The following is a 20,680-nucleotide window of genomic DNA, read 5'->3' on the forward strand; positions in this document are numbered from 1 at the left end:
AGAGAGGTGTATTATGAAGTTCCTTAATAACAAAACAGTATTATCAGTAGCTATTGCTTGTGCCCTGCCAGCGAGCATGGTGAATGCAAAAACTTTCGACAAAACATTGGCCGATGCACTTGCTGCTTCGCCACGAGAACTACAACAAGTTATTGTTACATTTGAAGGTAAGGGACCTGCCACAACAGAACAAATTACAGCACTTGAATCGTTAGGCATCACTGGCGGTGTTAGCCTGCGTAACGTGCCTATTGTTGGTGTGTTAGCCAACAAGCAGCAAGTTGAAGCGCTTTATCAACGTGATGACGTTGTGTCAGTGTGGAATAACGACTCGCTAGAACTAGAAAACCATGAGTCGACTCAAATTACGGGTGTACAGGCATTGCAGGCTGACCGCGACATTCGCATAAATGGCATGCCGGTATCAGGTAAGGGCATTGGTGTAGTGGTAAACGACTCGGGTGTTGACGGCACACACAGTGATTTAGCATTCCCTGATCATGTTGTTCAAAACGTTTTAGCGCAAGTGAACCTAAACAGCTATAGCGGCATTTTACCGATTACTTATCAAGAAAACGTCTCTAACACCGATATTCTAGGCGGTCACGGAACGCACGTGGCAGGTACAGTAGGCGGTAACGGCGCTAAGAGCGGCGGTTTACACGCAGGTGTAGCACCAGGTGCAGACATTATTGGTTATGGCTCGGGTGCCGCTTTATTTATTTTAGATACTATCGGCGGCTTCGACTACGCGTTAACACACCAGTTCGATTACAACATTCGTGTTATCTCTAACTCATTCGGTAACACAGGTGATGTAGGTACAGACTTCAACCCAGACGATCCAACCAACGTTGTAACTAAAGCATTGGCTGACAACGGTATTATTACCGTGTTCTCAGCGGGTAACTCAGGTCCAGGCGAATCGACAATTACTGGTAACTTTAAAAAGGCCCCTTGGGTAATTACAGTGGCTGCGGGTAACAAGCAGGGTGAGCTAGCAGACTTTAGTTCTCGCGGTGTCGACGGTAAAGGTGGTCAAGCGGTTGTTGATGGAGAAGTGTTCACGTGGGAAGACCGTCCTACCGTAACAGCGCCGGGTGTAGACGTTATTTCTGCTCGTGCATCACTGTCTAGCTTAGGCGGTTTAAGTGCAGCTGACGACGCGGAGATGATTGAGCCACAGCACCTACCGTTTTATACCGTATCTAGCGGTACATCAATGGCTGCGCCGCATGTGTCAGGTATTGTTGCACTAATGCTAGAAGCGGATCCAAACCTTCAATGGGAAGACGTGAAGCGTATTCTTCAGGAAACCGCAACACCAATGGCAGGCATGGACGAGTGGGAAGTGGGCGCAGGTTATGTTAACGCTTATGCTGCTGTAACTGCCGTGCTTGAAGGCGAGGAAGTATTTGGCGATACAGTGAAGAAAAATCGTAAATTTAACGCATTTGCTAACGTGGCAGAGGGCGACAGCTTTACGCTACCAACGACTTACCTGCCAGTGGGTGAGTCGCCAACTGAAACTTTTGAAGTAGGGCCTGAAGTATCGATGGTAGTGGCTAATGCATCTATCGAAACGGCAACAGCGTTCGTACTAGAAGACCCAGCAGGAAATACCTACGGTTCTGGCATCGGCCTGCCTGTTTTAGGTTCTTCTGTAGGCACAGCTGCTCCGGGCATGCCGGGTACATGGAAACTATACAGCCGAGGCATTGGCAGCATTAGTGGTGTGTCAGTTGACCCACTCGGTGTTACAAACGGTGTGGGTATACCTGGCACCAACGACGTGAACATTCGTTTATTAGTTACATCAGGCTATACCGGTATTGATGATGCAGAGGGTCACCCTGCTAAACCATTCATTGAATACGTAGTAGCGAATGAGCTAATGGACGCAAAGGAAAGCGGTTTTGCACCAAATGCACCATTAACGCGTGTAGAGCTTGCTGATACGCTAGCGCTTAGCGCTAATCTTCGTCAAACCAACGATGGTAATACAGTGAACTTCTCTGACGTGAGTGCAGAAAATGCTGCCGCCGTAAATTCAGCAACAGCAACTGGCGCTGTGCTTGGGGATCTAGAGATGAATACGCAACCGGTGATGCAAGTTGACGGCGACTTTTTTGGTAGCAATATGCAGGTAAGTAAGGAAGAAATGGCGTACTCAATGGTTCAAGCATTAGGTCTTGAAGATGCCGCGAGCAGCTTTGACTCTGAAAAGGTTATCGCTATCGTGCTTGGTGAAGCGGTGGAAGTTGAAGATACAGACGCAATTGCACCTGAGTATCGCGGCTATGTTCAACAAGCACTGGCTGCAGGGCTAATGCAGGTAGAAGTGAAAGTGGAGCAAGGTCCATTTGACCTACAGCCTACGCTTAAAGCCTTCTTTAACCCACAAAATGGGGTATCAAGAGGCGAAGCCGCGTTTATCCTAACGCAATACGCAGAACTTTAATTTCTGATATAAGAGGGGCCTTGCTCCATCTGAAACACGGCGTAAACCCATCCATGGGGCCTTCGCCACAGCATCCATGCTGTGGAGAGTTTCAGATGAAGTAAGGCCCCTCTTTTTTGTTTAGGGCTTAAGATACTGCAACCAGCATTCGCTGAATATGGAATATGGAAAGAAGGGGAATGGAAAAGAGTTCTACGCTGAGAATAAACCTCAACTATTCTAACAAACCTGCTTTTCCTGCCATTCTGATAAGCTCTGCAGAACTACTTAAATTAAGCTTCTTGTAAATGTTGCTTCGGTGGTTTTCTGCGGTTTTTAGGCTCATATCTAAGAGTTCAGCAATCTTCTTACTGGTGTTGCCTGCTGCAACTAAGAAGAATACCTCTCGCTCTCTTCGCGTCAATACGCTTAGCGGCGATACGTGCTTCTGACATTGATCGCTAGATGATTGGGTTAGTTCATTGGGAAAACAGGTTTTGTTTGAGGCAACTTTCTTTATGGCTTCAACCAGGCTTTCGCCGGAGGATTCTTTTAATATATAGCCTTTAGCGCCAGCATCGCGCATGGCTTCAATGTATTCCACTTCGTTATGCATAGACAGCACAAGAATTTTTGCGTCGCTGCGCTGGGACAAAATTTTATCAATCGCCACTAGCCCGCTCATTCGCGGCATAGAAATATCCATTAAAATAACATCTGGCGAGAGCTTTAACACAGCAGCGATTAGCGCGACACCATCGTCGCATTCTCCCACTACGCTGATATCTGGGTTGGCATTTAGCATTTGAGACACGCCTTGACGCATCAGCACATGGTCATCGGCTAGCACTACACGAATTGTCATACGGGTACCGTTACTGTTGTTCTGGTGCCTTGCCCTACTGCAGAGTCTATTTCCAGTGTCGCATTGAACGCTTCTGCTCTGTCGCGAATACTAGAAAGGCCAATACCGGGCTCTATGGCTTTACTATCAAACCCTACACCATTATCAAGAATATCCAAACGAATAACGTGATGATGGTAAGAAATTGATAAAGTAAGGTTGGTGGCCTCACTGTGTTTTATAGCATTAACCAGCGTTTCTTGCGCAATTCTAAATAATAAAGTGCTTATATCTTTGGGCAGATCAGGCGGTACGGTAATCTCGGTGTGATATTCAATATCTTCACCACTGAGCAAATTTCTACAAAGCCAGTTAAGTGCTGGTTTAAGACCTAAGTCATCAAGGATTGTTGGGCTCATTAGCCGCGATAATTGTCTGACATCATTTAACGCCATTTCGGCGATACCGTGTAGGGCTTCTATTTCAGGCGAAGAGGTTGATAATGCTTGCAGTCTTCGTGTCAGCCCTGTGAGCAGCTGACCAATCCCATCATGTAATTCACGAGAAAGCTTCGCTTTTTCTGATTCTTGTTGAGCCCACAATCGTTTTGCGAGCTGTTGCAAAACCTCTTGGTCAGCATCTAATCGAGCCTGAAGTGTCGCCTGTAACGCTTTAATATTCTCTATCTCGGTGGCCAAGTCAGTCAAAATAGGCGTTCCTGTAGTCTCCAACCTGTTGCTCAGGTAATTGAGATAGCCATTTGGATGTTAAGTCATCCACCGTGTCTTCTTTACCTGGTATGGCGCGATAGTAAAGGTGGTTCCGCCAGTAGGTAGGATATAACGCTAATTTTTGCTTTAACTTTTCGATGGACTCTTCATCACCTAGTGACGCCTTTACGTATAGCCACTGCAGGTAAGGCTGGTAGTAGGTTGGTTTAATGAGCGAGCCAAGCTTCTCCATGGCGCTGCTATTTTCATTCAAAGAAAGCCGCTGCTGCATGTCGAGCAGAATTTTAATTTCAGTGATTACCGGCACGTTGGTGTTATCGACAAGTGTAGTGTAGATCTCGTCACGTTCGTTATTTAGTGTGCCTTTATGATGCTTCAATCCCAATGTTAACCATTGATAAACGGCAAATTGCTCGTGGCGCTCTTCGCTAATGGTAGGCGTCACGGCTTCAAGACTGTTTTCTAGGCACAACCAGTTTGCTGTAAGTAAACACATCTCTCCCTGCCATAGTAATACCTCGGTTTGGGCTCTGACATCTTCAGAGGCCAGAGCTAAGCGTCTTGCGTCAGCGGCGTGCTGCGTGGCTTCGGTCAAATTTCCGTTTGCAAAGTTTAAGTAGCTGAATAGCAGGTGGTTATAAAGCTTTTCTTGATTGTGCTGTGTACCGAGTCGTTGCTCGACAGTGGTTAAATAATTGGTGGCGGTATTCTTGTCCCCTTTTACCAAACTCAACTGTGCAAGATTTTGATGGGTTCGAAGTAAGTGAGACTCGTCCCCATTTCTTTCAAATAGCATTTTCGCCTGCTGCCAGTAAATCTCAGCAAGAGAGATATCTCCAATTAGAAAATGCATATAGGCCACATTGCTCATACTTTGCGGCTGAAGCACCTTGTCATCGGTTTGCACACGAATATCAAGACCGCGTTTGTAGTACTCTAACGCTCTTGCGAACTGGCCTCGCTCTTCAAACATAAAACCTAGTGTATCGTTTACATGGGCTTCTTGTGCCAAGTCACCTAAATCGTGGAGTAGTTTTACCGCTTCTTCTAATGACGCCTCTGCGGTGGCATAGTCGCCCGTAAGAGATGTGGCGATGGCAAGGTTGGCCAAGGTTTTAGCCCGCTGAGAGGGCTGCGTTTTTGCATCACGCAATGTTAGTGCGTCTTTAAAATACTGCGCTGCAGCCACATTGTCAGCTGTACGTAGGTAAGCAATACCAAAAGCGTTAAGAACTAAACTCTCGCCTCGGGGATCTTTTGCTTGACGAAACGCTACGAGTGCTCGAGTTAATGAGTCGCTGGTGGCAGTTTCAATGTCCCCATTAATAATTTGCAGACGAGCAAGTTCAAACCAAAGTTGTCCATTATTGGGGCGAAGGGCTAAAGCAGCTTTATAGTCGGACATTGCTTTGGCATCTTCGCCAGCCCACTGATATATGTCTGCACGCATCGACAGCAAGTCTGGTCTGTCAGGGAACTGAGAAATAAGCGCATCTATTGATTGTTGAGCAAGAGATAGATCTTCGTTTAGCTCTGCTCTTAATAGCTCGCCTTGTAAACGCCAATACACTGCCAAGTCAGAGAGTTGGAATAAGGTTCCTATCGCTTGCCTGGCACCGTCATAGTCGCCCGTATTTAAATCGTTTCGAGCCTTTGCCACCCATCCACCTGGATAGTCCGGTGTAGTTGCTATAATTGCCTCAACGGTGTCAGCGCTGTTTAACGCTTCTCCTTTTTGCCAAGCGGTGTCCAAGGCATCAAGGTAGCGTAAGTCAGGAAGTGGTTGAGGCGATTGCGTTTGGATGGCGTCAAATAGCGATTGAATGAGCTTGTTAGCAAATACACTTAAATCATCGGACAGGGTGTTTGCATTTACATTATGTGACACGTGAAATATAGGTTCGTTAGCGGGCATACTAAGAACACTGGCGTGAAGTAAGTAACTATCGCTACTGGTAGGCGTAGCATCAAGTAATAATACGCTGTTTACCGACGTTGAAGCCGCTAAGTCTACTCTGTCATTGTCGTTATTAAATGGGGATAACGCTAAGTTTGACACCAATGTTTGGGTTTGCGCTTTATCATCTAAAACAATGTGAGGGTGAGTAGACAGGGGATAGCGCAGTAACGTGTTTATCGTATCTAAAAGTGGATATTGAGGGTCATTGAGTACGAGTAGCTGAATAGGAGTATCAGAGGGCAGTCTGGGTTGCGTTTTTTGATACCAAGAGTAAGAAAAAATGCTGGCGCTAATCACAAGTACCAATATGGCAATGGCGGAAAAGGTGACAAGGGTTTTGTAAGTTACATTAGCACTGCCGTTATCGCCTGATGAGCTGATGTTAAGCGCCTGCTCCAAAGAGAGTCTCTTCGCGGGCAAATGGTGTGTTAATTGTTCAATACAAGCTTTGCGTTTTTTCGTCCACAGGTATTGAGAAAAGCCCAGTCCTTCCTTTTGTACACAGCCCAGCATATCTTCTAACACTCTTCCTAAGCTGTAGGTGTCAGAGTGTTCGCTCGCTTTTCCAGTCTGGATGACTTCAGGAGCGGTATAGCGTTGGTGTCCGCTCGTTTGAGCGCCAGATGCAGCGCTCTGCCCAATTCCAAAGTCGATCAGTTTAATGTCTTCATTGTGATCAAGAAGGATATTGTCTGGCTTTATATCGCCATGTTTAATGCCTATCGATTTACAGGCCAACAGTGCCTCAACGAGCTGTTGCTGCCACTTGTCGAAATCGGCTTTGCTGATAGGTTGTTGAATGCGTGTATACAGAGGCTCGCCTTCAATAAACGCCATTGTAAAAAAGGCGGTATCTCCATCAGAGAAAACGTCATGAACACGGATGATATTAGGATGCTGTAGTTGCCTAGCGATGTTGACTTCATTGCGGATGGTTTGCATTTTAACCGGGTCGCTGGCGCCACCCTCAATGACCTTAAGTGCAACTTTCACATCAAGTAATTCATCGATGGCGCTGAAAACGGCGGCCTGAGCACCTGAACCAAGTTGTTCAACAACCCGAAAACGGTTAGCTAGACGGGAATTTGGCGCAATAGAAGTCCCTAAAGCTAGCGCCTCAGTTTTAAGAGAATTGTTTTGCGACGAGAATACATCGGGCCTGTTCAAAGCCTTCTCCACACTTCACTAACCACTACAGCGACGCACTCGAATAAACGAATTGCTTCACTAAATTGTTATTTTTATTTTAGCTTATAAGTGAAAGTTTATGCTCAATTGTGTGGAATAACAAACGCATCGAAATCATATTCGCTAAAGAGGTGGCAAAATCTATGTCCGTTTGGGTAAAGTAACGGCGTCCCAGCGTCGAGTCTGCGTACAATACGCCAACGGGCTTTTCATCAATACAAACTGGTACACAGATGGCAGCCTGAATGCCGTGACTGATTATACTATGCTGCTTGTTTAACGATTTGTCGCAAACAATATTGCCAATGGCACGAACAGCGTTAGCTTGCATGCACTGGTTGATGATAGTACGGCTACCGGTAAAGTCCTCACCTTGCATCCAGCTTTCAGAGCCTACCCCGAGTTGATAGTTATTTATCTTATCAAACAAAATGAGTGATGCCCGTTCACACCCTAATGATTGGGTTAAACATTCTCTGGCAAGGTTAATAAGAGCATTACTGCTATTACACTGTTGAAGCTGCGTTTGGTACTGCTTTAGTTGTTGCTTTCTCCACTCCCGTTGGCTATCAAGTTTGACTACATTATTGAGCGCAAGGGGAGTAAATTCACAGGGTACTGGACCAAGCTGTAATACATGGGGCTTGTCTAGCGTCAGGTGCTTTATTTGAATTCCCGCACTGAAGCACCCTGTAGAGCTCATGTCATTTAGCTGCCAAACGTGATCGTTGTCAGCTTGTTTGTTTGCTCGTAATACAATATGAGAGCGAGAAACTTGGGGGTGGGGAATAACGATGTCCGCGCTTTCAGAGCGGCCGACCTGATACTCGCGACATTCAAAAAGCAAGTGCTCACTTACGCTTCCGTTATTTTCTGTAAAGGCTATTTGTAACGGCATGGCATATTCCTCGTCGCTTCACTGGTGCCATCTCCTCCCATCTGTTTGTATAAGATTACACAAATAAGAGAGTTCCTTGCTTATCAGTGACGCCAAACGCTGGTTTAACTGCTCTGGTTTCGACGCAATTAAACGTTTCAGTCTCCAGCTTGATTTACAGTGTTCTTAAGCTAAAGCGTAATGTTTGTAGCTGAGTAAGTAGTAAACCTTTCACGTTCACAACGTCACCACTTGAGCGCCATACATCTGCAATTTCATTGCCAGACGCATTATCAATAAGCGATATAAGGCTATCTACAGCAGCCAGTGCCGCATCGTCATCGTTTACCACCAATGCCGACTGGACATCGTTTATTCCACTGTCTATGGCTGCCTCTAATAGCGCAGCAATTTTATTGCGATTGCCATTTACGATCGTGCTTAAAGAAGCAACTTTGTCATTGATAACAGAACCTGATGGGCGATTATCTAATAAGATAATAAAATCAGAAAATTGTCCTGTGCTGCCGCGTGCACGAAAACTGCCTGATGACGTTAACGTTGTTATGTCTTCAAACTCGCCACCGTCGTGAGACGTAAACAAGCGCCATGGAATGGTTGGCGTGTAGTGAATAGCTTTAGTGTAAAGCTCAACCATCGCTAAACCTTCAAATCCAAAACCGGCGTCAGCTTTCGGAGAGATTGATACAAGAACCGGAAAACCCGAAACAGCGCTTGTTAGTGCTGAGGGCAGGCGGTCTGTAATGGTCAAATCTGTGGGATCAAGCAGCTCAGCGGTAATGTCAATGTTGTTAGCATTAAGGCCAATACTGTTTTCGAACTCTACAGTTAAATCTACTTCAATTAAGCTGGTTAGCGTAAGCTTCGCCTGAATCTTATTGTCATCGACAGTTAGGGTCGTAGGCGTAACAACTTGCGCTTGGGCAGTTGAGAACAGGAGTAATGCAGTGGCGGCAACAACAGTGGTGAGTTGTCTGAATTTCATCGCAGTAAACATCATAGGATGACCTCTTTCAGTGTTGGTTAAAATTTAACCTAAAACGGTGCCTTTATCAATGTAAATAATGGCACCGTTTTCAGGGGGTTGCGATTTTATTCAAAGTATTGAGCAAAGAAGCGTGACGCAAGTACCGCATAATGTGCTCGGGTTATCACTGTATCTGGCGCGAAGCTCGCAGTGATTGTTGGCGTAATGCTAAAAGGGCTTTGCTCTACTCCGAACTCAGCGTTAATCAAAGACAGAGTAAGGGCAAGTTGCACATAGCCTTTCATGTCAGCTGGAATACTGTCTTGGTCCTCTAGCACGATTTGCTCACCATTATAGTCAACAACGATGTCGGCACTTGGGTCGAAGCTAAGTGCCGCTTCCTCAAGTCCTAGCATTTGAACAAGTGAGTATGCAATGTCTAACTTAGTGACGCTTGCAAATGGGTCTGCGCTGCCGTCTACACTTCTTAGAACAGGTGCTTGTGTACGAAGCTTGTCTTTAAGCGCGCCGCCATTAACCATTACCGACTCGATGAATGCCTTGTCAAACCCAGGTACTGAACCAATGTTAGGGCGTTCTTCGTTTAGTAGGTCACGGTATTGTCTTACTGCACCGCCCATTACTGCATGGCGGGCAAAATCTTTGCGTTTCAGGCGAGCATCTGGTGAAAAGCCACGGCTGTTGATGGCGTCCATTAGGCGTTCACTTACCGCAAATTCAATAGCACTTTGCTGAGGATGGCCTTCAACATCGTCCATACCTTCAAATCCACCGCTATTTTCAAACGACACAGTAACGTTGAACGTTTCAGGGAGGCCTGGGCCGTTGGTTAAACCAAGTGGATCGGCTTCTACACCAGAGAGTGATGTTAAACCATAAACGTATACGCCCCATGTGCCAGGCATTGCAGGTGCAGCGACACGCATGGTAGTAGTAAGTACTGGCGTAGTGAGGTTGCCACGATATTCAGTGCCGTCTGGCGCGACTAGCACAAGCTTGGTCAGATTTGCGAAACTGTCGGCAGAGGCCTTTACAAGTACTTCTTCCGTGCCTACTTCAAACTCAATGACTTCAGGTGTGCCTACTGGTGAGTAAAAAACATCGAAATTTTCTACACGGTCGCTGGTGGTGACTAGCGCATTTGCTTTGAAGCTTTTGCCATCTAGATTATTAACCGTAGCTTTATGATCCATGTCTTCAAGTAGTGCAGCGGCAACCGCAGAACGTGCGTTAACATAACCCGCACCCACTTCCCAGCGCTCGTAACCAGGCATATTAGTGGCGGTTTCTTGAAGCAAACGCTTTATGGTTAAGTTATCAAGATTCGGGTTTGCTTCTAGCATTAACGCAATAATGCCCGATACATGCGGTGTGGCCATTGAAGTGCCAGAGATCATGGTATAGAAAGGAATGTTTTGCGGCTCTATCGCACCGAGATCTCCATCACCGCCATTAGCTGCTGCGTTTAATACAGCGCGAGTAGAGATAATATCGACACCAGGAGCCACAACGGTTACGTCATTTGTATACGTCCAATCCGTGCCGTCAGGCATAGTAAAGTCACCAGACTCGCCTTTAAGTCCACGAGATGAAAAATCCGCAAGTTTGCCAAACTTATCGCCCGCACCCACAGAAATACCCCAAGGAATTTGCGCGTATGGGTTATGCGAGTCTTCACCAGGGCCGCTATTACCCGCAGCGAAAACACTTAGCATTCCCATTGTGTGCGCTTTATAGCTTGCTAATGATACAGGGCCAAGTGGTTCATATTTGCCGCTAGAGCCCCATGAGTTGCTGATGACCTTGATAGGGTTATCGAAGGTGTATTGCTTGCTAATTGCGTAATCAAAACCGCCGATGGTATCAAGTAGCAGTACCGCTGCACCCGAGCCATAACCAATAATATCTGCATCGGGTGCTGCGCCGCGGTGCTTGCCGCCAGACATAGCACCAGTACCAGCAATAGTGCCCGTTACGTGAGTACCGTGGCCTGAGTTTAAGTCTGTATTAACCTGGTTTGATAATGTAGGGCCGGTTATACCAACAATCGACAGCGCACCAGGATTTAGAATTGCCTGCACGTTATCAACCACAGTGTCACCGAAGAAATGGTCCTGGTGCGACGCATCAATACCAGAGTCAATGACTAAAACCGTTGACCCTTTACCAGTAAATTCAACATTGTTGCGCGATGCAAATGCTTCGCCCTGTAAATCAGCTACACCTGTTATTTCCCGTGCGTCTGCGTTGAAAAGGCTCATTTCACGGTTAGCGAACACTGAACGTACGCCGTCGAATTGGGCAATGGCCTCAATTTGTGACTTAGTCGCCACTACTCCAATAATAGGTAAGTTCTTAAATTGAATACCGTCGGTAATACCCAAATTCAATAGTTGAGTTATTTGAGACTCGGCAAGGGGTGACATTTGATCATAGGTCACCACTGCCATTAATGATTCTGTAGGGGACAGGGACACTAGTTGATCGGCCATTTGAGAACCGATGTAAGCATCAGCTAGCGTGTGAGCCGATGGGCTTGCAAGCATTGCAGCAGCTAAGGTAGATAGGGCGAACTTCTTCATATTCTTCTCCAAATTCTTGAAGCTGCGGTTTTCTTTGGCACTACAGAGAATATCGTCATCAATATTGTCATCAGCACGATTGAACGCGTTGTATATAACACAAAGCCAGTTATATGTTGTTACGCGGCGTATATCGGATTACGTCATCGCAGCAAGGTACGCCTTAATAGTGGCTTTTTGAGTAGGTGGATAACATAGGGGTTTCACCCTAATTGTGAGATTATTTTAGTTAAAGAAACGCTTAAAAATGCTACAAAGGTTTAATAATAAAGTACCTGTGAACGATCTATATTGTTGACGTATGTTGATGTGTTTTCAGCGTTTATTAGCTTTTGTTTATGTAGCTGATGCTCGCCTTTCTCCCATGAGGAGCTTGTCATGAAGTTCGATTCTATTAAATCTCGTCTAGTATTGATGACACTTGTTTGCGTTGTCGGTATGGGCGTATTGGTGGTTAGTCAGCATTATTTTACACAGCGACTTATTGGGCTACACCAGCAGCGTGATATGTTGCTAAGGATGGGGCAAGATCTGCTGCAAATGCGACGACACGAAAAAGACTTTCTTCTTCGCCACGAGACGGTTTATTCCGATAAGTTTCTTCAACAAGCCTATGAGTTTCAAGGTCGGCTATCATCTATTGTCCCCCTGTTTGACGAATATCGATTACCCGTGGCTGACGTTGAAAGTTTGTCGTCTTCTATGGAAGCCTATAGCGGTACATTTCGACAAGTGGTGTCACTGCAAGAGCTAATTGGATTAACGCAAAACGACGGTTTGAGAGCGCGTATTACCGAGTTAGAAAATACACTTAATGAAGGTGAGCTGGCACTAAGCCCCCAAGCAAATGAGCTGTTAACCCGTATTCAACTTTCTACGCGTAATTTTCAGATTAGCCAAGAAGGAATGTACGCGAAGCAGATGATGACGTTAAGTGAGCGTTTGGTGGCTGAAAATGGCGGTTCCGCTTTATTAAAAGACATTTTGGCCCAGTACAGAGAAGCACTTTTAGAGCTAGTTGATGCATTCAAAACTTATGGTGTAACTCACAATGAAGGGTTACGCGGAGAGTTTAGACAAAGTGCACACAACGTTGAAACTCAATTGAAAGCCGTTGATGCTGCATTGCAGCCGGTGATTGAACAACAAGAAGCGCAAGTGCGTATTTATAGCTTGAGTATTGCCGCGCTTACGTCTGTCGTGTTAATTCTGGTGCTGATCAAGAGTTTTGCGACATTTCATCGTGCATTTGTTAGCTTTCTCACCTTCTTTTATCGCTGCAAGCGTCAGTATCAAATTATTGATACCAGAAAGTTAGGGTTTGCAGAGTTAAAGTCACTCGCAGAGTTGGCGAATGAAATGGTCGAGTCGAAAAGAGATATTGAGGCGCGGCTCGCCAGCGTAGAAGCCGAGTTGGCCAATAAGAAAGTCTCATAGCTTTCATTTAAAAAGCTAAAAGTAGGTAGATTTTCTAAAGCGGCCGACTCACTATTGCATAAACAAGGTATAAGCCAAGGTAGAAGCAAAGATGAAGTTTAACCGCTTAGGAAATAGCGACCTACAGGTGTCAGACATCTGTTTAGGAACAATGACATGGGGCATTCAAAACACTCAGCAAGATGCAGATGAACAAATAGCTTACGCCCTTGATAAAGGTGTTAACTTTTTAGATACCGCTGAAATGTATCCCGTTCCTCCCAATGTCGATACGTACGGCGATACAGAGCGCATTATCGGCAATTGGATTTCGCGAAATGAAGCAAAGCGCTCTGATATTGTACTGATGACCAAAATCGCCGGCAGTGGCTTGAAGTATATTCGCAATGCAGGTCCCATTACATCTGACGCTATTGCTAATGCGCTTACCTATTCGCTAGAGCGTTTAAAAACTGATTACATTGATGTTTACCAGCTACATTGGCCAAACAGAGTAACACCACATTTCGGTAAACATTGGCCTGATGGCGCAGATCCTACAAAAACCAATCGGGAAAAAGAAATAGAGGGTATGCGCGATATTCTTTTGGGAATTAAGCGCGCATTAGACGAAGGAAAAATAAGACATTGGGGGCTATCGGATGATACGCCTTGGGGCATTCACATTTTTCTTACCCTTTGCAAAGAACTCGATATGCCCCTTCCTGTATCTATCCAAAATGAGTTTAGTTTACTGCACGCAAAAGACTGGCCGTATTTAATTGAAATGTGTGAGCTAGAGAATATTGCGTATTTACCGTGGTCACCGCTAGCAACTGGCATGCTGAGCGGCAAATATCAGAACGGCGCAAGACCGGAAGGTAGCAGGTGGACACTGGCGCAGCGCATGGGACTGTTTAGAGATAAAGCACCAGCGCAAGCAGCTACATCGGAATATATGAAGATTGCAGAAAAAGCAGGAATAACACCTTCCCAACTCGCGTTGGCGTGGTGTCAGCAGGTGCCCGGTGTTACGTCTACTATCATTGGGGCTACAACAATGCCTCAGTTAAAAGAGAACATTGAAGCGTTTGACATAGAGCTCTCAAGCGAGACGTTGAATGAAATTCACAATGTATTTAGAAGTTATCCTCTTGGTTTCTAATAGTTAGTGTTTTTTTTGATGAACAATGGCGGGTATACCCCGTCATTTTTGTGTCACACGGTCGTAATAGTATGGTTTTTTCTGTCTTAACTCGTACTCGTTATCTTAATGATTGACCAACAAATACTTTCAGCCAGCACTGCAGAGAAGAACAATAACTGGCACCGATGGCTGCTTCTTGCACTTCTTGTTTATGTCATGCTGCTTGCGGTGAGCATGATTGGAAGTGGTTTCAAATATGCCGCTGGTGATCACGCTAGAGAACTTTTTAATTTTGCGTCAAACCCAATAATGGGGCTTATAATTGGCATGGTTTCGACTGCGTTAATTCAGTCTTCAAGCACGGTGACTTCTATTATTGTTGGTATGGTTGCAGGTGGTTTACCTATAACCATTGCGGTACCCATGATGATGGGGGCGAACATAGGTACTAGTATTACTAATACCTTGGTTAGCCTAGGGCATGTGGCTAAAAAAGAAGAATTTCAGCGTGCTTTTAACGCAGCCACTATTCATGACTTTTTCAATGTTCTTTCGGTACTTATTTTTCTACCGCTAGAAATGGCCTTTGGTATCTTAGAATATTTGAGCGGTCAGATTGTAACACTTATTCATACCCCAGAAGCGCTGGGCGTAAGCGGATTTAACCCGATAAAGGCGGCTACGCAGCCAGTAACCGACTTAGTTTCTCATTTCCTTGGATTTTTGCCTTCTGTCTACCCAGGTATCGCCAAAATTCTAATTGGCATTGGGCTTATCATGGTTTCTATCACCTATATGGGAAAGATCATGAAGTCGCTTATGGTAGGAAAAGCGAAGGATTTACTACACAAAAGCATAGGGCAGGGGCCTATATCGGGCATTACATCTGGCGCGCTAATGACGGTGTTGGTGCAGTCTTCCTCCACGACGACATCACTCATGGTGCCCTTAGTCGGAGCTGGCGTATTAAAAGCCCGAGAAATCTACCCGTTTACGCTTGGGGCTAATATTGGAACTTGCATAACCGCCCTTATTGCAGCGTTAGGCGTGGCGGGTGCAAACAGCGGTTTTGCGCTACAAATAGCGCTGGTACACCTTATCTACAATGTCTTGGGTGTCACACTTATTTATGGGGTTCCTTTTTTACGTAATATCCCTATCAATCTCTCGTACCAATTATCTGTCTTAGCTGCAGAGAGAAAAATGTACGGCGCAGCTTACGTGGGCGGGTTGTTTTTTGCAGTACCACTGGGAATTATTTTTACGACAATATAAAAGCGTACGAGTCATTTTAAAATGCACTACAAAGATAAAGGCGGGCTAATTGTTTCTAATGGTCTAGTACAGGCTAGCGTGATAATTATCTGTGCAAACTGGTATAGCCCAAGCGTTAAACGCATTAAGCAACCATTCGGTAAATAAAAAACGGCGTCTCTGAGCTCAGAGACGCCGTTCTAGTTTGTAAAGCTGCTTACTTATTAAAATGCGTACTTAGCAGAAACCTGGAAGCGATTCATATCGCCTTCAAGGCCAGCTTCAATTTCGCGTTTTGCGAACGCATATTCAGCACCTACAGTCAGTGCCTTCGTCGGTGAATACAAATAGTTCACACGAGTACTGTAGGTACTTTCCGTGGTATTCAAGCCAGTAAGCGTTACATCGTTATCTGCTTCAAATGCTGAAAACATAATACTGCTGCGTGCTTTCTCACTCCATTTGTGACGATAGGCAATGCCGTAACCGGTTGAGTCAATCGCCTCAAGGTCGCCGCTTTCAGTAAGAACCGCGCCATTTACAGCATTAAGTGCTGAGTATCGGCCTAAACCTGTACCTGTATTGAATGTGAAGCGAATGTCATCGCCATTTGAAAGGTTGTATTTACCCGTGACTGACACACCGAAACTGGTCTCATCAGCATCGATACCTGCCGCATTATCATAGGAAAGCTGTCTAACTAAACCGGCCACTTTTACATAGCCCCAATTTTGTTTCGACGTATAAGCTGCGACCAGGTCCGGCATGCTGCTGTCATCACTTGTTATCCTGCTGCCACCACCAAACGGCGTAATGGTTGATTCAGGGTTTTCTAGTGCAACCTGAAACCCGCCATTGGTATATCTCACCATGACTTGACGGCCAAAGGTGATGCCGTCAGTGGTACCAATAAAATCAAGTGATTCTGGTAATGAACCTACGTCCATAAAGGTCGTCCATGTTTGGCCCACCAACCAATTCTTGTAAGTTAAGTATGCGTGACGTACTCGTGGAGTATAGGAGTTACTGATGCGCTCATTACCGCCGCTAGTCACAACAAAATCCAGCTCGAATACACCGTTAATAGTGTCACCTTCGGCAGTGGGTGTTGAAGTTGCAAAGCGAAAACGTGATGTTCTGATGTGTGCATCAAACTGTGGGTCTTCGTCAACGCCACCAACGGGAGTTAGTGAGGGAATATAAAAGTCGCGACCTACGCTACCCGAGGCAATGGTGCCATCTGAATAGTCACTTACCATAGCGTCAACTTTAATATAACCGGTGAATTTCACACTAGTGTCGCCGATTGTCGCTGCGTTTGCTGCGCCGCCTGTAGCCGCCAGGCACAGCGCTACTGCGGTAGCCGTATTTTTTATTTTAGCTTTCATCGTGTCTGTTCCAAAAAAGTGGTTAAATAAATGTAAATTCAACGTTAACGTTGTTGATTGTGTACTTATTATCTCAAATTTAAATAAGCCGATGGTCGCATAAGACTATAGTCGTAATACTTTTAGTCTAACTTTTTAACTAGAACCCTAGTTGTAGGCTGCTAAGACCAAAGTCTCATTTTGCTTTGCGGTTGAATAGCTAGAGTGTTTCACCATACAACAAGAATTTTACATTATTGATATTGGAGGCAATCTTTATGACCGCCAGCAAAACTTACCCTGTGCCTGAAAACATTCTTCAATCTACTCATTTGACTGCATCGCAGTATGACGAGATGTACAAGCAGTCAGTAGAGCAGCCCGAAGCGTTCTGGGCTGAACACGCGTCCATGCTTGAGTGGTATCAAAAGCCAACCAAAATTAAAAACACCATGTTTGGTGAAAACGATGTGTCTATCAAATGGTTCGAAGATGGAGAGTTAAACGCCAGCTATAACTGTATTGACCGCCATCTAGCTGATAATGCCACAAAAGTTGCCTTTCACTGGGAAGGAGACTCACCAGAAGATAGTCAAGATGTGACATATCAACAAGTCCATTATGAAGTATGTAAATTAGCGAATGCGCTTAAAGAGATTGGGGTAGCCAAAGGCGATCGTGTCGCCATATATATGCCAATGGTACCCGAGGCTGCCTACGCTATGTTGGCGTGTGCACGTATAGGCGCTGTGCATTCAGTCATTTTTGGTGGTTTCTCACCTAATGCTATTGCCGACCGTATTAACGATAGTAGTGCAAAGGTTGTTATCACCGCCGATGAAGGTCGCCGTGCAGGAAGAAGCATTCCGCTTAAAGCCAATGTCGATAAAGCGTTAGCCGACGACGCTTGTCCGTCGATCACTCACGTTTTAGTGCACAAGCTAACGGGCGGCGATGTAGATTGGGACGAAAAACACGATGTATGGTGGCATGAAGCTGTTGACGGAATGTCAGCGCAGTGCGAGCCCGAGGTTATGAACGCAGAAGACCCGCTGTTTATCCTTTATACTTCGGGTTCTACGGGTACACCAAAAGGCGTGGTGCACACCACGGGCGGTTATCTACTTTATTCCGCTATGACCTTCAAATATGCTTTCGATTACAAAGACGACGATGTGTATTGGTGTACTGCCGATGTGGGCTGGATCACGGGTCACAGCTATATGGTTTACGGCCCTATGATCAACGCTGCATCACAAGTGTTCTTCGAAGGTGTTCCCACTTATCCAGACGTTAAGCGCATTGCGCAAGTCGTAGAAAAATACAAAGTTAATAGCCTTTATACTGCGCCAACGGCAATTCGTGCGTTAATGGCTCACGGTGACGTGCCTGCTGAAGGATGTGATTTATCTTCGCTGCGCTTACTCGGAACGGTAGGTGAGCCAATTAACCCAGAAGCGTGGGAATGGTATCACCGTGTTATTGGTGATGGCCGTTGTCCTATTATCGATACATGGTGGCAAACTGAAACAGGCGGCCACATGATTTTACCTCTGCCTGGCGCGACAGAATTAAAACCTGGGTCGGCAACCCGCCCGTTTTTTGGTATACAGCCAGCGCTATTTGACGCAGATGGCAATGAACTTGAAGGTGTGGCAGAAGGTAATCTAGTGATCAAAGATAGCTGGCCAAGCCAAGCTCGCACGGTTTATGGCGATCACCAGCGTTTTATTAACACCTACTTTAGTGCATATAAAGGCGTGTACTTCACCGGTGATGGCGCTCGTTGCGACGAAGATGGCTTTTACTGGATCACGGGCCGTGTGGATGATGTCTTGAACGTATCGGGTCACCGCTTAGGCACCGCTGAAATCGAAAGTGCACTTGTTGCGCACCCTAAAGTGGCTGAAGCAGCTGTTGTAGGTTTCCCTCACGATATAAAAGGGCAGGGGATTTACGTTTATGTAACGCCTAATGAAGGTGTTGAAGCAGACGAAGCGCTGACTAAAGAACTTAAAGCGTGGGTGCGCCAAGAGTTAAGCCCGATTGCCACACCTGATATGATTCAGTGGTCAAGTGGGCTACCTAAAACACGCTCTGGTAAAATCATGCGCCGTATTTTGCGTAAAATTGCTGCCAATGAGCATGAGCAATTAGGTGATACATCTACATTGGCGGATCCATCGGTTGTTGATACACTGATAGAGGAACGTCTAAATAAGTAGAACTAAGGATATAGACAATGATAACCCTTCTAATCGCTGATGATCACCCGCTGTATCGCGATGCACTACGAGGCGCGTTGTCATTGTCACTTCCAGCCCTTACCCTCAAAGAGGCCGGAGATCTAAACACCACAGTCGATATTCTCAATAATGAGGATATCGACTTGTTGCTTCTCGATTTACATATGCCAGGCAGCAATGATTTGTTTGGCTTGCTGCATATCCGTAAACTTTTTCCTGAACTCCCTGTTGCCGTCGTCTCTGGTACGGAAGACACCACGCTTATTTCGAAAATTATTAGCGTGGGCGCGCTAGGTTTTATTCCAAAAACGGCAAGTGCACAAGATATTGCAAACGCCGTAGAAGCTATTTTAGATGGCGACGTATGGCTGCCTGAAAATTTAAGCGAAAATGTGGATGAGGTAAACGAAGCGTTTTCTGAACTTGCTGACAAGGTAGCGTCGCTGACGCCCTCGCAATACAAGGTTCTTTGTTACATGCGAGACGGTTTATTGAACAAGCAAATAGGCTTCAATTTAGATATTGCAGAGGCCACTGTGAAAGCGCATGTCACTGCTATTTTCAAGAAGCTGGGTATAAACAACCGAACGCAAGCGGTACTTATTGCTTCACAACTTGAGTTGGAGCCACCGGTTCAGTAGCGTCGAACTCAAGCACGGCCTCTGAAGCAGCAAACTCTGGTAAGAATTTTTCTAATGCCAAGCGGCTTTGTTCACTTAGCAAAGGGTTGTCAATTTCAATAACCGTTCGCCCTTCGGTAAGTGCCATACCTTCTCTAAAGTTATCGTGAGCTAACAGTAGCATCTGAAATTTTCCCGTCTCGAAAAGCTGTAAAAGGCCTTCAGCGATCCGCCTAGCCAAAGCCTGATTGTCGCTTGCTACGAAGAAAAAGATGGGGCTGGGATAGGAAATGATTAGATGTTCGTCAATAGCTAACCCCTTTGACAAGGTTTTGTCGGCAAACTCTTCGCTAATTTCCATAACGCTTCTTGGGAACATATCGGCAAACCCTTCCGAAACAATGCGGAACGAAGCGCGATAGGTCGTTTCTAGTACCGGAATGTCGTTTGCGCGAAAAATCTTGGTGTCGGGCCAGTCGTAGCCTAGAACCGCGCGAAACTTTTTCAGGTCCACAAGACTTTTCACTTCTTTTAGTCGAACATCACCTTCTTTGATAAACAAGGCGCGTTTACCGAAAAGACCGGCCATGATTGGAATGCGGATAGGAAGAAACTGACGCTCTCGCTCTCTAGAGGTAACGCTCCAAGTTACGTCGAGCATATTGTGCTCTAGGCTACGTAACTGTCGTTCTTGCGCAGTTTCTTGGTCGCTAACAGTGAGTTCAAAGGTGCCGTACTGAGGCTCTGTGATACGCAAAGTTTCAGTGAGCAGTGATTTTGCATAGGAATAAACAGCATCCCTACCGGGGTGCACGTTTGGCAAGCGCAAAACAGTATGAGGTAAGTCTGTACTTACCTCATTGAAGGGCTGTTGCTGTCCACACACGTCATGTGGTGTGAATATACTGATTAGAAGAACGCTAGCACTTAGCGCTTTAGCTTTAATGTCCATATTTTTACTCACGCATTTGGTGAACACTTACCTGCACGCCTCAACTA

14 protein-coding genes are annotated in these 20,680 nt (G+C 45.6%); 6 read left to right on the top strand and 8 right to left on the bottom strand.

Annotated elements, in window-relative coordinates; translation table 11 throughout:
* Window positions 1-13 precede the first annotated feature (13 nt).
* Entirely contained in the window at window positions 14-2,461 is a 2,448-nt protein-coding gene (locus ACXAGV_RS17800) for a S8 family serine peptidase (RefSeq protein ID WP_474874386.1), read from the top strand.
* 214 nt (window positions 2,462-2,675) lie between these two features.
* Here ACXAGV_RS17800 and ACXAGV_RS17805 read toward each other — a convergent pair whose 3' ends face one another.
* The 6 genes from ACXAGV_RS17805 to ACXAGV_RS17830 all read right to left on the bottom strand — a co-directional run bounded on the left by ACXAGV_RS17805 (window position 2,676) and on the right by ACXAGV_RS17830 (window position 11,631).
* Window positions 2,676-3,305: a response regulator gene (locus ACXAGV_RS17805; RefSeq protein WP_474874387.1), complete on the bottom strand. Its 630-nt coding sequence runs from the start codon at window positions 3,303-3,305 to the stop codon at window positions 2,676-2,678.
* On the bottom strand, window positions 3,302-3,991 hold the full coding sequence (locus tag ACXAGV_RS17810) for a sensor histidine kinase (RefSeq protein ID WP_474874388.1): 690 nt from the start codon (window positions 3,989-3,991) through the stop codon (window positions 3,302-3,304). Before ACXAGV_RS17810 ends, ACXAGV_RS17805 begins: the two co-directional genes overlap by 4 nt.
* On the bottom strand, window positions 3,984-7,142 hold the full coding sequence (locus ACXAGV_RS17815) for a protein kinase domain-containing protein (RefSeq protein ID WP_474874389.1): 3,159 nt from the start codon (window positions 7,140-7,142) through the stop codon (window positions 3,984-3,986). The genes ACXAGV_RS17810 and ACXAGV_RS17815 overlap by 8 nt, the downstream gene beginning before the upstream one ends.
* A 79-nt stretch (window positions 7,143-7,221) precedes the next feature.
* Window positions 7,222-8,061 carry a GAF domain-containing protein gene (locus ACXAGV_RS17820; RefSeq protein ID WP_474874390.1) on the bottom strand — a complete coding sequence of 280 codons (840 nt, stop codon included), beginning with the start codon at window positions 8,059-8,061 and terminating at the stop codon, window positions 7,222-7,224.
* 154 nt (window positions 8,062-8,215) lie between these two features.
* Window positions 8,216-9,061, bottom strand: coding sequence for a DUF6689 family protein (locus ACXAGV_RS17825; protein ID WP_474874391.1), 846 nt, complete (start codon window positions 9,059-9,061; stop codon window positions 8,216-8,218).
* 92 nt (window positions 9,062-9,153) lie between these two features.
* A complete protein-coding gene (locus tag ACXAGV_RS17830) occupies window positions 9,154-11,631 on the bottom strand; it encodes a S8 family peptidase (RefSeq protein ID WP_474874392.1) in 2,478 nt (825 codons plus the stop codon).
* Window positions 11,632-12,009: 378 nt separating this feature from the next.
* Here ACXAGV_RS17830 and ACXAGV_RS17835 point away from each other — a divergent pair, with 378 nt between their 5' ends.
* From ACXAGV_RS17835 to ACXAGV_RS17845, 3 genes are all read left to right on the top strand, one after another.
* Window positions 12,010-13,068, top strand: coding sequence for a chemotaxis protein (locus ACXAGV_RS17835; protein WP_474874393.1), 1,059 nt, complete (start codon window positions 12,010-12,012; stop codon window positions 13,066-13,068).
* A 91-nt stretch (window positions 13,069-13,159) separates the two neighbouring features.
* On the top strand, window positions 13,160-14,212 hold the full coding sequence (locus ACXAGV_RS17840; protein ID WP_474874394.1) for an aldo/keto reductase: 1,053 nt from the start codon (window positions 13,160-13,162) through the stop codon (window positions 14,210-14,212).
* A 102-nt stretch (window positions 14,213-14,314) separates the two neighbouring features.
* Window positions 14,315-15,469, top strand: a complete 1,155-nt coding sequence (locus ACXAGV_RS17845) for a Na/Pi symporter (RefSeq protein WP_474874482.1) — start codon at window positions 14,315-14,317, stop codon at window positions 15,467-15,469.
* A gap of 203 nt (window positions 15,470-15,672) precedes the next feature.
* On the opposite strand, the gene ACXAGV_RS17850 is transcribed toward ACXAGV_RS17845, so the two are convergent.
* Window positions 15,673-16,836 carry a DcaP family trimeric outer membrane transporter gene (locus ACXAGV_RS17850; RefSeq protein WP_474874395.1) on the bottom strand — a complete coding sequence of 388 codons (1,164 nt, stop codon included), beginning with the start codon at window positions 16,834-16,836 and terminating at the stop codon, window positions 15,673-15,675.
* 257 nt (window positions 16,837-17,093) lie between these two features.
* On the opposite strand from ACXAGV_RS17850, the gene acs reads away from it, so the two are divergent.
* Together acs and ACXAGV_RS17860 are read left to right on the top strand one after the other, a co-directional pair.
* Window positions 17,094-19,040 carry an acetate--CoA ligase gene (gene acs, locus ACXAGV_RS17855; RefSeq protein WP_474874396.1) on the top strand — a complete coding sequence of 649 codons (1,947 nt, stop codon included), beginning with the start codon at window positions 17,094-17,096 and terminating at the stop codon, window positions 19,038-19,040.
* Between the two features lie 17 nt (window positions 19,041-19,057).
* Window positions 19,058-19,702 carry a response regulator gene (locus tag ACXAGV_RS17860; protein ID WP_474874397.1) on the top strand — a complete coding sequence of 215 codons (645 nt, stop codon included), beginning with the start codon at window positions 19,058-19,060 and terminating at the stop codon, window positions 19,700-19,702.
* Here the strand turns inward: ACXAGV_RS17860 and ACXAGV_RS17865 are convergent.
* Window positions 19,662-20,633, bottom strand: a complete 972-nt coding sequence (locus ACXAGV_RS17865) for a type 2 periplasmic-binding domain-containing protein (protein ID WP_474874398.1) — start codon at window positions 20,631-20,633, stop codon at window positions 19,662-19,664. The two genes, ACXAGV_RS17860 and ACXAGV_RS17865, sit on opposite strands and share 41 nt — an antisense overlap.
* Between the last annotated feature and the right edge of the window lie 47 nt (window positions 20,634-20,680).

The sequence above is a fragment of the Alteromonas sp. ABH4_453 genome (genome assembly GCF_056160665.1).

Excerpts from the sequence above, each read along its gene's own strand:
- ACXAGV_RS17800 (WP_474874386.1), top strand. The coding sequence starts at position 14 with ATGAAGTTCCTTAATAACAAAACAGTATTATCAGTAGCTATTGCTTGT.
- ACXAGV_RS17805 (WP_474874387.1), bottom strand. The coding sequence starts at position 3,305 with ATGACAATTCGTGTAGTGCTAGCCGATGACCATGTGCTGATGCGTCAA.
- ACXAGV_RS17820 (WP_474874390.1), bottom strand. The coding sequence starts at position 8,061 with ATGCCGTTACAAATAGCCTTTACAGAAAATAACGGAAGCGTAAGTGAG.
- ACXAGV_RS17825 (WP_474874391.1), bottom strand. The coding sequence starts at position 9,061 with ATGATGTTTACTGCGATGAAATTCAGACAACTCACCACTGTTGTTGCC.
- ACXAGV_RS17830 (WP_474874392.1), bottom strand. The coding sequence starts at position 11,631 with ATGAAGAAGTTCGCCCTATCTACCTTAGCTGCTGCAATGCTTGCAAGC.
- ACXAGV_RS17835 (WP_474874393.1), top strand. The coding sequence starts at position 12,010 with ATGAAGTTCGATTCTATTAAATCTCGTCTAGTATTGATGACACTTGTT.
- ACXAGV_RS17840 (WP_474874394.1), top strand. The coding sequence starts at position 13,160 with ATGAAGTTTAACCGCTTAGGAAATAGCGACCTACAGGTGTCAGACATC.
- ACXAGV_RS17850 (WP_474874395.1), bottom strand. The coding sequence starts at position 16,836 with ATGAAAGCTAAAATAAAAAATACGGCTACCGCAGTAGCGCTGTGCCTG.
- acs (WP_474874396.1), top strand. The coding sequence starts at position 17,094 with ATGACCGCCAGCAAAACTTACCCTGTGCCTGAAAACATTCTTCAATCT.
- ACXAGV_RS17860 (WP_474874397.1), top strand. The coding sequence starts at position 19,058 with ATGATAACCCTTCTAATCGCTGATGATCACCCGCTGTATCGCGATGCA.
- ACXAGV_RS17865 (WP_474874398.1), bottom strand. The coding sequence starts at position 20,633 with ATGGACATTAAAGCTAAAGCGCTAAGTGCTAGCGTTCTTCTAATCAGT.